At 65.0% G+C, this 14,674-nt stretch carries 13 protein-coding genes; 6 read left to right on the top strand and 7 right to left on the bottom strand.

The genetic code is table 11. The annotated features are described in order from the left end of the window. Nucleotides 1–3 precede the first annotated feature (3 nt). Both ABC729_RS23600 and ABC729_RS23595 read left to right on the top strand, forming a co-directional pair. Nucleotides 4–1,197 carry a DUF2336 domain-containing protein gene (locus ABC729_RS23600; RefSeq protein ID WP_495610061.1) on the top strand — a complete coding sequence of 398 codons (1,194 nt, stop codon included), beginning with the start codon at nt 4–6 and terminating at the stop codon, nt 1,195–1,197. Between the two features lie 4 nt (nt 1,198–1,201). Beyond that, nucleotides 1,202–1,942, top strand: coding sequence for a DUF6065 family protein (locus ABC729_RS23595; protein WP_495610060.1), 741 nt, complete (start codon nt 1,202–1,204; stop codon nt 1,940–1,942). Nucleotides 1,943–1,951: 9 nt separating this feature from the next. Here ABC729_RS23595 and ABC729_RS23590 read toward each other — a convergent pair whose 3' ends face one another. Beyond that, nucleotides 1,952–2,944, bottom strand: coding sequence for an aldo/keto reductase (locus tag ABC729_RS23590; protein WP_495610059.1), 993 nt, complete (start codon nt 2,942–2,944; stop codon nt 1,952–1,954). A 101-nt stretch (nt 2,945–3,045) separates the two neighbouring features. Here ABC729_RS23590 and ABC729_RS23585 point away from each other — a divergent pair, with 101 nt between their 5' ends. Further along, on the top strand, nt 3,046–3,942 hold the full coding sequence (locus tag ABC729_RS23585) for a LysR family transcriptional regulator (RefSeq protein WP_495610058.1): 897 nt from the start codon (nt 3,046–3,048) through the stop codon (nt 3,940–3,942). A gap of 170 nt (nt 3,943–4,112) precedes the next feature. Here the strand turns inward: ABC729_RS23585 and ABC729_RS23580 are convergent, their stop codons facing one another. The 4 genes from ABC729_RS23580 to ABC729_RS23565 form a co-directional block, all read right to left on the bottom strand. Next, entirely contained in the window at nt 4,113–4,676 is a 564-nt protein-coding gene (locus ABC729_RS23580; RefSeq protein WP_495610057.1) for a hypothetical protein, read from the bottom strand. Nucleotides 4,677–4,887: 211 nt separating this feature from the next. Then, nucleotides 4,888–6,234, bottom strand: a complete 1,347-nt coding sequence (locus ABC729_RS23575) for a metal-dependent hydrolase family protein (RefSeq protein WP_495610056.1) — start codon at nt 6,232–6,234, stop codon at nt 4,888–4,890. Nucleotides 6,235–6,348: 114 nt separating this feature from the next. Next, complete coding sequence (locus ABC729_RS23570) at nt 6,349–7,845, bottom strand: MFS transporter (RefSeq protein WP_495610055.1); 1,497 nt, start codon at nt 7,843–7,845, stop codon at nt 6,349–6,351. Nucleotides 7,846–7,938: 93 nt separating this feature from the next. Continuing rightward, nucleotides 7,939–9,921, bottom strand: coding sequence for a BTAD domain-containing putative transcriptional regulator (locus tag ABC729_RS23565; protein WP_495610054.1), 1,983 nt, complete (start codon nt 9,919–9,921; stop codon nt 7,939–7,941). Between the two features lie 126 nt (nt 9,922–10,047). Between ABC729_RS23565 and ABC729_RS23560 the strand changes: the two genes are divergently transcribed. Further along, a complete protein-coding gene (locus ABC729_RS23560) occupies nt 10,048–11,367 on the top strand; it encodes a tetratricopeptide repeat protein (RefSeq protein WP_495610053.1) in 1,320 nt (439 codons plus the stop codon). A gap of 68 nt (nt 11,368–11,435) precedes the next feature. Continuing rightward, nucleotides 11,436–12,623, top strand: a complete 1,188-nt coding sequence (locus ABC729_RS23555) for an FAD-dependent oxidoreductase (RefSeq protein WP_495610052.1) — start codon at nt 11,436–11,438, stop codon at nt 12,621–12,623. Here the strand turns inward: ABC729_RS23555 and ABC729_RS23550 are convergent. Continuing rightward, nucleotides 12,610–13,059 carry an SRPBCC family protein gene (locus ABC729_RS23550; protein WP_495610051.1) on the bottom strand — a complete coding sequence of 150 codons (450 nt, stop codon included), beginning with the start codon at nt 13,057–13,059 and terminating at the stop codon, nt 12,610–12,612. The genes ABC729_RS23555 and ABC729_RS23550 overlap by 14 nt on opposite strands. Nucleotides 13,060–13,244: 185 nt before the next feature. Here ABC729_RS23550 and ABC729_RS23545 point away from each other — a divergent pair, with 185 nt between their 5' ends. After that, nucleotides 13,245–13,946, top strand: coding sequence for a sulfite exporter TauE/SafE family protein (locus ABC729_RS23545; protein ID WP_495610050.1), 702 nt, complete (start codon nt 13,245–13,247; stop codon nt 13,944–13,946). On the opposite strand, the gene ABC729_RS23540 is transcribed toward ABC729_RS23545, so the two are convergent. Continuing rightward, the gene (locus ABC729_RS23540) at nt 13,887–14,594 is read right to left on the bottom strand and encodes a TetR/AcrR family transcriptional regulator (RefSeq protein WP_495610049.1); all 708 of its coding nucleotides are present in this window, start codon (nt 14,592–14,594) and stop codon (nt 13,887–13,889) included. The two genes, ABC729_RS23545 and ABC729_RS23540, sit on opposite strands and share 60 nt — an antisense overlap. Nucleotides 14,595–14,674 lie beyond the last annotated feature (80 nt).

Here is a 14,674-nt window from a genome sequence, read left to right as displayed (position 1 = left end):
CCCATGATGCCCCCCCCGAATTCCGGGGACCCCGATGCTCCCCTTCGCCCTATCCTGCGTTCCCGCCTGAACAGCAGCGATGTGGACCGGCTGCTGCATCAACCCGGCACCAAGCCGCGCGTCGATACCATGACCAAACTGGTCATGGAGATGGAGGAAGGCGACCTGACCGACGCTGAAAAGCGTCTGGCGCTGGATATCCTGCGCGCCTTCGCGTCGGATGCAGAGGCGGAGGTGCGGGCCGCCGTCGCCTGGCAGATCCATAACAGCCCCATCCTGACCGCCGGCATGGCCGAAAAGCTGGCCCGCGACGTGGCACAGGTTGCGGTCCCCATCCTGAAATATGTGGATCGCCTGCCCGAAAAACTTCTGCTGGAGATCGTGGCCGAACGCGATCCGCAGAAGCAGCTGGCCATCGCCGGTCGCCGGACGGTGTCAGAGGCGGTGTCCGCCGCCCTGGTCGAAACCGGCAATGTCGTCACCGTCGTCCATCTGCTGCGCAATCGCGGTGCGGCGGTGCGGGAGGCGACGCTGAACCGCGCCGCCGAGCGCTTTGGACAGTTCCGCATCGTGGCCGACAGCATCGCCGCCCGCCCGGAAGTGACCATCGCCATTGTGGAGCGCATGATCGCGCTGGTGTCGGAGGATGTGCGACAGCAGCTGATCCGCGACCACAAGATCGAACCGGCGCTGGCCAAGCGTCTGGCGGAGGGTGGGCGCGAGGCCGCGACCCTGCGCGTGCTGCAGCCCCTGCTGCTGTCGCGCGAAGATGCCGAAATGGTGGCCAAGCATCTCTACCGTCAGGGCCGCCTGACCCCGCAGGTCCTGTTCCGGGCGCTGTGCGCCGGCGACCTGGAATTCTTCGTGGCCGGCATGGCGGCACGCGCCAACATCACGCCGCAGGCCGCCGGTATCCTGGCCTGGGATGATGGCATCCTGGGCCTGCATTGCCTGATGGAGGCGGCGAACATCCCCGGCACCCTGACAGCCCCGTTCCGCACGGCCCAGCAGGTGGCGTTGGAGACGGAGTTCGCCAGCGGCGACTGTTCGCGCGAACATTTTCAGCAGCTGGTGCTGGAGGCCCTGTTCGACAAGTTCGCCGACACGGCGGAACGGGAGGTGGATGAGCTGCTGATGCAGATCTCCGACCAGCCGGGCATCGATATCGGGGCCGCCCTCAACCCTATGCGGTCCTGAGGTCATGAAGCTCACCTGCTACGCCATGCATGGGGAGCCGCCGCTGCTGCGCGCCGCCCCCGCCACCCGCGACTGGATGGATGGCACACCGCAGGCCTATGCCTATCGCTGTCTGCCGCTGAACATCGCCAATGCCCATGGCTGGGAAATCCTCTGCCGCACCGGCTTCACGGCTCATTGGGATGGCGGGGCGTCAAAGGATGCCATCGTGATCACGCCCGATCCCGGCACCGTCGCCCCGGCCATCAGCCATTTCGGCTCCGGCGTCCTGACCTTCCATATTGAGGCGGTGTTCCGCACCGAACCGGGATGGAGCCTCTATGCCCAAGGCCCCGTGAATGCCCCCAAGGACGGCATATCGCCCCTGACCGGCATTATCGAGACCGACTGGGCCCCCTACAGTTTCACCATGAACTGGAAATTCACGGCCCCCGGCCGCGTGGCCCGGTTCGACGCGGGCGAGCCATTCTGCGCGGTTTTCCCGATCCAGCGCCGCCTGCTGGAAAGCGTTGAACCGGAAATCCGTTCCCTGAAGGACGACCCTGACCTGGAACGCCGGTTTCAGGAATGGTCCACCGGACGCCTGCGCTTCAACGCCGACCTGGCCCAGCCCGGATCGGCGGCCCAGGCCGAGAAATGGCAGAAAAGCTATTATCTCGGCCTCAACCCGGACGGCAGCCAAGCCGACCCCGATCATTTGATCAAGCTGCGTCCGCCGGGCTTCGTGGACAAGCGGGGCGCGTAGGCCCCACCCTCACTGCTCACTATCCATATGCGCCAGCAGTGCCGCCGGATAGCGCTCGCCCGCCGCCGCGTCCTTCGGCACCGCCGCCTCGATGGCTGACAGCTCCGCCGCCGACAGCACCAACCCTGCCGCCCCGAGGCTCTCACTCAGCCGGTCCCGCCGCCGCGCCCCGATCACCGGCACGATATCGGCCCCGCGTGAGATCACCCAAGCGATGGCCACCTGCGCCACGCTGGCCCCGATCCGCGCCGCCACCCCGCGCAGCGCCTCAACCAGGGCCAGATTATGGTCCAGGTTCGGCCCCTGGAAACGCGGGCTCATGGCGCGGAAGCCGGCATTGCTGGTCTCCTTCGACCAATGGCCGCTGATCAACCCGCGTGACAGCACGCCATAGGCCGTGATGCCGATGCCCAGTTCGCGGCAAGTGGGCAGGATCGCGGCCTCGATCCCCCGGCTGATCAGGGAATATTCGATCTGCAGGTCGCTGATCGGATGCACCGCTGCCGCGCGGCGGATCGTATCGGCCCCCACCTCCGACAGGCCGATATGGCGGACATAGCCTTGCCGGACCAGATCGGCAATGGCGCCCACTGTTTCCTCAATGGGCACCGCACTGTCCAGGCGGGAGGGGCGGTAAATATCAATATAGTCGGTGCCCAGCCGCTTCAGGCTATAGGCCACGAAATTGCGCACCGATTGCGGACGTCCATCATAGCCCAGAAAGGCCCCGTCCGGCCCGCGCACGGCCCCGAACTTCACCGACAGCACCACATCCTCGCGCCGCCGCTCTTTCAGCGCTTCCGCGATCAGCATCTCATTATGGCCCATGCCATAGAAATCGCCCGTATCCAGGACATTGATCCCGGCATCCAGGGCCGCATGGATGGTGGCGATGCTTTCGGCCCGGTCAGCCGGACCATACATGTCGGACATGCCCATGCAGCCCAGGGCCAGGGGGGCGGTGGCAGGCCCGTGGGCCCAGATAGTGCGGTGCGTCAGCATTTTACGGCTCCGTGGTGGGGTTTAACTGTTCCCATCGTGCCACCGCCCAGACTGTGCGATAATCTATCTAAGTCAACATGGCCTGTTCGGAAATCCGTACAATGAAGCCCCAATCCCTGGCGGATCTCGACGCCTTCCTGTCTGTCGCCCGCCACCGCAACTTCCGCCGTGCCGCCCGCGACCGGGGCGTCTCGGCCTCCACCCTGTCCCAGGCCGTGCGGGACCTGGAAGAAGCCATCGGCATCCGTTTGCTGCACCGCACAACGCGCAGCGTAACGCCGACAGAGGCGGGCCAGCGCCTGATCGACAGCCTGTCGCCCGCCATGGATGCCGTGACCCAGGCGCTGGATGGGCTGAACGATTATCGCGACAGCACCTTCGGCACCCTGCGCCTGAACGTGCCCTCCATCGTCGCGCGCGCCATCCTGCCCGATCTGCTGGCCCCGTTCCTGACGGCGCATCCCGGCATAAGGCTGGATGTGGAGGATAATAACGCCCTTGTCGATATCTTCGCCGCTGGCTTCGATGCCGGCGTGCGGTATGAGGAGGCGTTGGCACAGGACATGGTGGCGATCCCCATCGGCCCACGGGTTCAGCGCTATATACTGGCCGCCTCACCCGCCCATATTGCGCAGCGTGGGCTGCCGCAGCATCCGACCGACCTGCTGTCCCGCCCCTGCCTGCGCCACCGTTTCCACGATGCCGGCCCGTTGGCGTGGGAGTTTGAACGGCACGGGGAGGTGCTGAAACTGCACCCAGAGGGACCTTTGGTCAGTTCCAACACACCCCTGCTGCTGCGCGCCGCCCTGGATGGTCTGGGCTGGATCTACACGTTCGAGGATCTGCTGGCCGGGCATTTTAAGGCGGGCACCCTGGTCCCCGCCCTGCCCGACTGGTCCCTGTCCTTCTCCGGCCCGTTTCTCTATTACAGCAGCCGCCGGCATGTGCCAGGACCGCTGCGGGCGCTGGTGGACTGGCTGCGCAGCCATCGACCCTGAACTTGGCAGCCACTCCGCGTTGACCTGAAACACCCCCATTCGTCATCCCGGCGAAAGCCGGGACCCAGCGTGAGGCGCGGTCAGCGCCGACATGGCCCCTCTCGCGGCGCCAGATGCGTCTATCAACACCCCCTAGAGATTGGCTAATCCGCAATCAATCCCCTCATTCCCTACGCCCCGCCAAGCGCTGCCCGCAACGCCCGGCTCTCCCGCCTGACCGCCTTCACCCGGCCCCACAGCATCCAGGCCCAGACCAGACCCAGGAAGATGGACGGCCCGTCTCCGTCCATCACATCCAGCCCCTTGACCCAGGTCAGCACATAAAGCGGCCCCGCAAAAGACAGGATCAAGGCCAGCCGCAACAGGCGCGGCGGCCAGGGCTGGTCCGGGACAAGCCGCAACGCCCCCTCAAATGGCACGCCCCGCGCACAAATCTCCGTCACGAAAAACAGCCGCAGCGCCGCACACCACAGGAACCCCGCGACCGAAAGACCCAACGCCGAAAGCCAATTCGCCTCTGCCAGCAGCAAGGCGGCAATCGTCAGGCCCAGTCCACCCGCCATGGCGGCAACACAGCCGCCCCGCAGCCATCCCATCCGATCATCCCGGATGCGGGCAATACGCGGCCTGATCCCCTGCGCCACCCGTTCCGCCGACAGGACCGGTGGCTCCAGCAGCGGTGCGACACGCTCATGCCAGTAAAGCTGGCCTTGATCGTCATGGTAAAGCGGCATGCCCCGCGCCCACTGAAGTTTCAGCCATCCTGATCCGTTGCCCCGTCAGCCCAGCCCATGATATAGGTTTATTATCCTGGAACTATCTGGGTCCGTTCACACCGAAAATTCGGTTTCCGTGCAACAGGGGTTTATTTTATGTTTCACCATGTTGCATCTGCACCGAAAATCCGGGATGGGGTCACGCACCACCCCGGATTTTCGTCCCACATCACATCTTCGGCACGAAGGTCACCGCCGCCCCATCCTGCTTATGCACCGTGCCCTGGCGCATCACGAACTGTATGCGGCTCAGTTCCGTCACATCCTCGATGGGGCTTTTGGATACCGCGATGATGTCGGCATCCTTGCCGGCTTCCAGCGTGCCGATGCGGTTGCCGCGGTCCAGAAGGTCGGCGGCGTTCACGGTGGCGGCCTTGATGGCCTCGGCGGCGGGCATGCCGGCATCCACCATCAGCTTGAACTCATAGGCGTTGGTGCCATGGGCCGACACACCGCTATCGGTGCCGAAGGCGACCTTGACGCCGTTTTTCACGGCATTGCCGAAGCTGACCTTCATCCGCTCGCCCACATCCAGGGCCTTGGCGGCCTGGGCGGGGGTCAGGGTGGTGCTGGTCTTGGCCATGTTGACGACGGTATGACCGGCCAGCAGGGTCGGCACCAGATAGGCCCCGGACTGCTTGAACAGCTTGATGCTGTCTGCATCCATGAAGGACCCGTGCTCGACGCTGTCCACGCCGCTGCGCAGGGCCAGATTGACGCCGCCCGCCGCATGGGCGTGGCTGGCCACCTTCTTGCCCATCATATGGGCCGTGTCGATGATGGCCTTGGCCTCATCCTCGAACATCTGCTGGCCCGTGCCGGCGGCAATATTGGACAGCACACCGCCCGTGGTCGCCAGCTTGATGACATCGGCCCCCTTGCGGATCTGCTCCCGCACCGCGCGGCGGCAATCATCGGCCCCGTTGCAGATGCTTTCGGGCCGCAGGGCGTGGGTCACTTCCTCACTGAAGCCATTGACATCGCCATGACCGGCGGTGATGGAGATCATCATGCCGGCGGCCAGGATGGTCGGCCCCTGGACCTCGCCCTTGTTGATGGCGTCGCGCAGGGCGAATCCGGTGCGGGCGGGCGATCCCAGGTCGCGGACGGTGGTGAAGCCGGCCATCAGGGTACGGTTGGCATAGACGACACCGTCCAGCACCGTTTCTTCCGGGTCATCCTCGACCTCGGCCAACTGCGAACGCGGCCCCAGCTCACCGGTGATATGCACGTGGCAGTCGATCAGGCCGGGCAGGACGAAGGCATTCTTCAGGTCGATGGTCCGCGCATCGGCCGGCGCGCCAGCCGACGCGGCATCCAGATAACCGCCCTTGACCGCGCTGATCTTGCCGTCAGTGACGACCAGGGTCTGCTGGCTCAACGGCTTCTGCCCCGGCACGGCCAGCAGGGTGCCGGCATGGATCAGGACCGTTTCGGCCCCTGCCGCTCCGGTCAGCAGGGCGACAGACGCCACGGCCCCCGCCAACCGGCGGCGCCAGAGAGTATGCATCGACATGGATTGCCTCACCCGGTGTTGTTATCCGTTACGGATGGAATGACCGGGTTCGACAACAAAGGCAAGTGGCTGAATTCGGACGTGGAATTCGCCGCGCCGCACCATGGCGGGGGTTTATACCTCGTCCTTCACCGCCAGCATCGACAGGGCCGCCAGGATCATCGACGACCCGCCCAGGACCAGGGCCCAGATGGCCTCGCCCCCGAACCCGGCGCGCAGGACCGCACCCAGGATGCTGGCGGCCAGGACCTGCGGCACCACGATGAAGATATTGAAGATACCCATATAGACCCCCATCTTCGCCGCCGGCACCGCCGCCGACAGGATGGAATAGGGGGCCGACAGGATCGACGACCAGGCAAAGCCCACCCCGATCATGGGCAGCCACAGCAGGGCCGGATCCTTGATGAACATGAAGCTGATCAGGCCCGCGCCGCCCAGGCACAGGCTGAACATATGCGCCCCCCGCCGCCCGATGGCTCGCGCAATGACGGGCAACAGGAAGGCCGCGATGGCCGCCACGCCATTATAGACGGCGAACAGCAGGCCAACCCAGTCGGCCCCGTCATTATAGGCCTGGGACGCGGTATCGCTGGTACCATAATGAAAGGCGGTGACGGCGGACGTGGTGTAGATCCACATGGCAAAAAGCGCGAACCAGCTGAAGAACTGCACGACCGCCAGCCGGCGCATCACCGCCGGCATGGCGAACAGGTCCTCCATCACCTCGCTGAACCCATTCTCCGCCTTGGCCGATGCTTTCAGGCTGGCATGGATCAACAGGCACAGGCCGAACGCGATCAGGCCGGCACCCAGGATATAGACTTCCTTCTCCAGGCCCAACGCGCCCACCGCCACCGTCACAGCGGCACCGATGATGGCCGACATCAGGCCCCAGCGCCGGAAATCACCGGCGGGCCGGTCGGGACGCGTCGCGGCATCCACCCCGCGCTGGGCCAGCCGCGCCGCCTCGAACGCCGCCATCTGTTCAGGCGAATATTCCCTGGTGGTCAGCACCGTCCACATCACGGCTATGAAGATGGCGGCGGCACCGACATAAAAGGCGATATGCACCGTCAGCGGCACGACGCCCGGTGCCGCCGTATTGTCCATGCCGAACCAGTGGGTCAGCACCCAGGGCAGGGCCGAGGCACCGACGGCCCCCACCCCGATAAAGAAGCTCTGTGCGGCAAACCCGCTCATCCGCTGCTCATCGGGCAGCAGATCGCCGACAAAGGCGCGGAACGGTTCCATGGTGATATTGATGCTGGCATCCAGGATCCACAGCATGGATGCCGCAAACCACAAGGCCGGCGACGACGGCATGATCAGCAGCGACAGGGTGACCAGAACAGCACCCAGCAGGAAATAGGGCCGCCGACGGCCCAGCCGTCCCCAGGTTTTGTCCGACATATGCCCGACAATGGGCTGCACCAGCAGACCGGTCAGCGGGGCCGCGACCCACAGGATCGCCAGCTCATTGATGTCGGCACCCAGCGTCTGGAAAATGCGGCTGGCATTGGCGTTCTGCAAACCGAACGCCACCTGGATACCCAGGAAGCCGATGGACATGTTCCAGATCTGGATCAGGCTCAGCCTGGGCTTCTGCATGGTCCCGTTTCCCCCAAAAATTTGTGCTTTCTTGACGGCGACCATGCGGGGGGTAGGACACGCCGTCAACGGCAGCCCCGGTTGAATACGTAGTCAGATGGCGCAGGGTGGGCGGGTATCGATGGCGTCCGGGGGCACCGGCAAGCCGGCACGCGACAGCGCATCGGCCACCAGGGCCGCGTGGTCACGCCAGCGATAGGGGTTGACCATGAACAGCCACCGCACAGCATCGGCTGGATCGACCTGGCCGCCGCCCACAATGTGGTTCTGGTAGTGATCGACAAAACGCCAGGCCTGATCGGCGGCCTCCATCATTTCGCCCCGCATGACATGGGCCACGGCCAGATGGGCCCGCACATCCACACCCCGGTCGGGCGCTGCCAGACCCAGTGCCAGCCCGCGCTCATAGTCTCCTGCCATGATATGGGCGATGGAGGCGAAGACCTTGTACCAGGGTTCATGCACCGGGTTGATGCGCATGGCCGTGGCCGCCAGTTCCATGCCGCGTTGCGGGTCGCCCAGATAGGCAACCCCCGGTGAGACATTGATCAGCATATCCGGATCGCTGGGGTTCAACCGTTCTGCCCGGTCCAGCAGGTCTGCCGCCTCTTCGAACCGCCGACGGTACAGCAGGATGCGGCCCATGATGAAGGCAGCAACATGATCGGCGGGGTCAATCTCCATAGCTCGGCTGGCATGGGCCAGTGCCTTCGCCTCATTCTCGGCCCAACGGTCCCAGGCCAGGCAGGACCAGTCATTGAAATAGGCAAGCGACAGGCCAGACCAAGCCCGGCCATTGCCAGGGTCCAGATCAACAGCGCGCCGGAACAGCGTCCGCGCTTCCAACAGCCCTGCCGGATCGCCACGGCGCAGGGCGTAGCTGCCGCGCAGCCAGAAGTCATGCGCCTGCCATTGCTCGGGCCGGCAAAGGCTCGTCTGGCGCAGCAGGTGTCGGTTGATCTGGACCGACAGGGCACCAGCCACCTGTTGCACGATATCATCCTGGGTGCGCGGCAGTTCGGCGGGCGGCGTGTCGATCCGGTCGGACCAGAGCTGATCACCCGTCACCGCGTCTGACAGGGCGCAGGCGACGCGCGTCACCGCGCCCAGGGGCCGCACGCTGCCGGTCAGGATGAAGCGGCAATCCAGACGGGCGGCCACCTCCTGCGGGGTCAGCCCGCGTGCCGCCAGCGCGAAGGTGGCCGCCGGTGTCGGTACGGCCAGCGGTCGGAACCGGGCCAACGCTGCGATAATGTCGTCGGCCAACCCCTCGCCCAGATAATCGCGGGTGCTGTCGCCCGACAGGTTGGCAAAGGGCAGGACGGCGATGCCCAGTCGGGTCCGCGCAGGCACCGGCGTTGCGGGTGCGGGCACCCTGGCGTGCAGCAGGGCCTGTGTCTCCGGCGTCGGTTCCACGTCCAGTTCGCGTAACAGCGCCTCGGCGCAACGCTGATACTGACGCTCCGCCAGGGCCGGGGTGCCCCGCCGCTGATGGATACGCATCAGGGTGCGGTGCGCCCCTTCCGCCAGCGGGTCCAGGGCCACCAGAGCCTCACCCAGCGACAGCGCCGCCACATCCTCCCCGGCCTCGGCCAGACGGGTCAGCCACGCGTGCAGACGGGCCAGCAGCAACGCGTGCAGCCGCTCCGCCTCCATCCGCCGCCAATCCTCGAACGGCTCCCCCAGCAGCGGCAGATCAGCCAGGAACCGGCCCCGGTAAAGCTCTGTTGCCGCCAATCCCTGCACCGGATCGTCCAGGCGCAGCAACGTATCCAGCCGCGCGACATCGCTGCCCGCCCGCCCCGGGTCCAGCCGCAATTGATCACCAACGGTAACCAGCGCCTGATCGGGCAGGACGCGGCGCAACTGGCTCAGGGCCTGACGCAGACTGGCGCGGGCCTGCATCTCCGGACTGTCGGGCCAGAGCAGGCCCAGCAACCGGTCGCGGCTGACCAGCGCGCCGGGGCGCACGGCCAGGACGGCCAGCAGCGCTGCGGCCTTGCGCGTCGGCAGATCGGCCGGTTGTCCGTTAACCGTGACGGCAAAGCCGCCCAGAAGCGAGATATCGATATCCATCCCGCGAAACTATCGCCGGACCCCCGGCTTTTCACGCGATTTTTCACGATGCGATCACGCCCGGTTGACGGGGGGAGCGCAGGATCGATCCCACCTGATACAATAGCAACACTAAGGAACTTAACCATGTTGAGAGATTGTCGCGGTCTCGCCGTTTCCGGCGGCAACCGCGCCGCCCTGGACCATGTCGAAGCGGCTTGCGAACTGTTCGCCGGCTACTATGTCGACCCCGTGGCCGAACTGGACACTGCCATCGAACTGGCACCGGACATGACGATCGCCCATTGCCTGCGGGCCGGCCTGTTCGCGCTGGCCACCGACAAGGCGTTGGAGCCGGAGATCTTGAAGTCCCTTGAAGCCGCCTCGGAACTGGCAGCCAAGGGCGGGGCCAATGACCGGGAACGAGGCTATATTGGTGGCATCCACGCCTGGCTGGCCGGTGATTTCACCACAGCGGGGGAACGATTCGGCTGGATCGTCATCGACCACCCGCGCGATCTGACAGCCCTGCAATTTGCACATCAATGTGATTTCTTCACGGGGCGGTCCAGCATGCTGCGCGACCGCGTCGCACGCGCCCTGCCGCACTGGAGCCGCGACCTCGATGGTTACGGTTATGTGCTCGGCATGCACGCCTTTGGGCTGGAGGAAATGAATATGTTCGGGCTGGCGGAAGCGACGGGGCGCGCTGCCCTGGAGATCAACCCCCGCGATCCCTGGGCCGTACACGCCGTAGCTCATGTGATGGAAATGCAGGGGCGGGCAGACGATGGGGTCAAGTGGCTGCGCGACCGCACCCATGACTGGTCACGTGACTGCATGCTGTCCGCCCATAACTGGTGGCATATGGCCCTGTTCCATCTGGAACGGGAGGAATATGATCAGGTTCTGGCGCTCTATGATCAGGGTATCCGGCCTTCCGCGAACGGCGTCGCGCTGGAGATGGTGGACGGTTCCGCCATGCTGTGGCGCCTGTACCTGCGGGACATCCATGCCGGTGACCGCTGGCAGCGTCTGGCCGATGAATGGCGGCCATTCGCCGAACAGGGCCACTATGCCTTCAACGACGTGCACGCCATCATCGCTTTCCTGGGTGCCAGCCGCGTCGATGATATCGAACGCACCCTGAACGCCATGCAGGTGGCAACCACCAAGCCGGGCGAGAACGCACGCATGACGCGGGAAGTCGGCCTGCCGCTGGCCCGCGCCCTGTGTGATTTTGTCGGCGGCCATTACAGGGGGGTGGTGACAGCCTTGCTGCCCATCCGGGAAAAGGCTGCACTGTTCGGCGGCAGCAATGCCCAGCGCGACCTGATCAATGTCACCCTGCTGGAAGCGGCTGTCCGTTCGGGCGACCATGCATTGGCCCGCGCGCTGGCGGCGGAAAGGCTGGCGATGAAGCCTGACAATCCCTGGAACCGGGCGGCATTGCGCCGGGCCGCCTGATCCTGGTTTCCTTCCCGGCATAGTTTCCCCTATCCTCCCCGGCTGAACGAACCGGGAAAGGATAGGGGATGTCAGTGACGCGCTTGGACCGCCGTGCGGTGCTGTTTGGTGGCGGAGCCGCATTTTCCAGCCTGGCACTTGCCGGCTGCGCCACCGGCCCGGTGAAGGTCGCTGTTGCCCCCGCACTCAAGGGTCCGGCCCTGACCTTGCCGCCGCTGCGGGCGTCGATTGATCGGATCACCCAGATCACCGTCTGCACCCGCCCCTTCCGGCCGCAGGGACCGCGCATTGAGCGGGTGAGGTTCGGTGACAAGGATATGGTCCACCATTACGGCCATGGCGGGTCTGGCTGGTCGCTGTCCTGGGGCTCTGCGGCCATCGCCACCAGCCTCGCCATGGGGACGGGTGCGCGCGACATCGCCGTCATTGGTTGTGGTGCCATCGGCCTGACCACCGCCTTGCAACTTCAGCGTGCTGGCGCACGGGTCACCATCTATGCCCGCGACCTGCCGCCCGCCACCCGCTCCTCACTCGCCACCGGCGTCTGGTCACCCGACAGCCGTATCTGCCTGGAAGCGCACGCCACGCCCGAATTCAAGGCGCAATGGGCCGGCATGGCGCGGGCCAGCTTTGACCGCTACCAGACCCTGCTGGGCCTGCCCGGCACACCCATCGAATGGATCGACACACACATATTGCGTTCCGATGTCAGTGGGGAACCGGCCCCGCACGATGACCGCCCTGCCTTCGCCCATGGGCTGACGCGGGAAATGACGCCGGAGCTGCGCGCGCCCCGCACCACCTACGCCGTCGGCAATCATCCGTTCGGCAACCGGGAAGTGCTCAGCGTCTCCGGCCTGATGTTCAACATCGCCGCGTATTCCGACTATCTGCTGTCCGGCTTCCTGTCGCTGGGCGGGAAGATCGAGGTTCGGGAGTTCCACAGCCCGACGGAACTGTCCGCCCTGCCGCAGAAGACCCTGGTCAACTGCACCGGCTATGGTGCCAAGGCCCTGTTGGGCGACACCTCGCTGGTCCCGGTGCGTGGACAGCTGGCCCGCATGATCCCGGACAGCGATATCCGCTACGGCCTCTATTTCAACCAGACCTCCTTCGTCCCCCGCCGCGACGGCTGGGTGTTTCAGGTGACGGGGGCTGATGATTATTACGGCTTCGGGATTGAGGATGCGGTGCCCGACCGGGCAGAGGCTGAACGCGCCGTCACCACCATTGCGGGACTGTTCACGGGGGTGTGACAGTGGCGGCATAGGCCGCCAGCCGCGACAGCTCATCCTCAAACACCTGGCCGACATGGGCGGACACAAACCAGCGCTCCAGCAGCCCGGCAATCCCCCGCGCGGGGGACCAGCTGCTGCGGAAGCTGACACGGCAACCTGTTGGCGTCGGATCAACGGTGAAGACGGTAACCAGATCAGCTGTCAGGGAAATCTCACAAAATTCCCGCCCTGGCACCCGTTCCTCAATACGGACACGAAGGGGATGGGTGCGACCGGCCACGCGCATTCCAAAGGAAACAATGGTTCCGGTCCCAACGCCACCTTGTTCAATTTTATAATCAACAAAGCTCGGTGGCAAAAAATTATAATGATGTGCTTTATAGTCGATTAGGCAATTAAAAACGACATTTGCATCAATATTCATTTCCTTTGAGCGCTCTACAGAAATTTTCATTTTGGCCGCCGGCTGTTATGTCGAAAATCCGAGCGCACATTACCACATAATATTGCAGAATCATCATTCCTGACGGGTTCCGTTTCGGCTATCCAGAGATCATGTTCCCAGCAAACAATTGATCCCCGTCAACGACCATCCCTGTCGCCTCATGCCATAACCAGCCCTGTACCAAGGGGAAAATCATGGATTTCATGGTCTGGTCGCTGGCGGTAGCGATGTTCACGACAGGGATGTTGGGCGGGCTGTCGCATTGCGTGGGCATGTGCGGGCCGTTCGTCCTGGCCCAGGTCGGGGCCTGTGCCAATCTGCCGGGACCTGTCCTGGTCCGCGCACGCGGGTCCATGCTGCTGCCCTATCATCTGGGCCGCATCACCACCTATGCCACCCTTGGTGGGCTGGTGGCGGCGGGTAGCGGGGCGGTGACGCGAATCACGGGCGTGTCCTGGTTGCTGGCCTTCATCCTGGGGCTGGCGGCCCTGCTGTTCCTGCGTCAGGGGCTGGTGGGCCTGTTCCCCCGGCTGGCTGGCGGTACGGGCGGCGGGCTGGCCATCGGGTTGGAGCAACGTATAACGGCACCCCTGCGCCCGCTTTTCGCGCGACCCATCGGCCTGAACGGCTACCTGCTGGGGCTGACCCTGGGCCTGTTGCCCTGCGGTCTGGTCTATGCGGGCCTTGCGTCGGCCATGGGCACGGGCGACCCGCTGGCTGGGTTCATCATGATGGCCGCCTTCGGCGCGGGCACGGTGCCCGCCCTGCTGGCCATCGGGTTGCTGGGCGGTGCCGCCGCCCATCGCTGGCGCACCATGGCCGCCCGGCTTACGCCCTTACTGATGCTGGTGAACGCCTTTCTGGTGGGCCGCATGGCCTTGCACATGCTCGGCTGATCCACCCTCAAACGCGATCATGCGCAGGAACAGATCCACAACCTTCTGCACATGCCGTTCAATCTCGCTATTGTCCGGGATGGGACGCATGCCGGTGACGGTGCGGTAGAACAGGTCGCTCTGCATCATGCCGCAGAAGGCATTGACCACCGCCCCCACATCGGGGCACTGCACCACGCCGCGTTCATGCAGATCACCAAGATAACGGATCATGGCCGCCTGTAACGGGTCCGGCCCGCAGCGGAAATAAATCTCGGGCAGGCGGGGGAACTTGATCCCCTCCCCCATCACCATGCGCCACAGCCCCTGCGCTTCGGGGTCCATCAGCACGCCCATCAGGCCGCGCGCAATACGGGTCAGGGTTTCGCGCGGGCACTGGTCGGGCAGATGCGGGGCTGTCAGTGGCTCCATGATCTCCGCACAGCGCTGCGTCACCATGGCCTCGAACAGCCCCTCCTTGCTGCCAAAAAGCTGGTAGAGTGTGGAGAGAGAGCCGCCCGACCGGCGCACAATGGCGGAAAGACTGGCCCGTTCGAACCCCTGCTCGAAAAACACCGCGGCGGCGGCGTCGATCATGGCCTGACGCCGGGCAACCATGCGGGGCGTATGGTCGGCGGCGTCGATATCGGCTTCGTTTTCTATGCTCATGGGCTGATCATCGCATCCCGAATGCCGATCCCGCAACGGGGCGTGATGGCCGTCACTTGAAAACTGTAATGTACGTTACA

It is taken from the genome of Niveispirillum sp. CC-CTL257, assembly GCF_059489915.1.
This window is presented reverse-complemented; position numbering and strand designations above follow the sequence as displayed.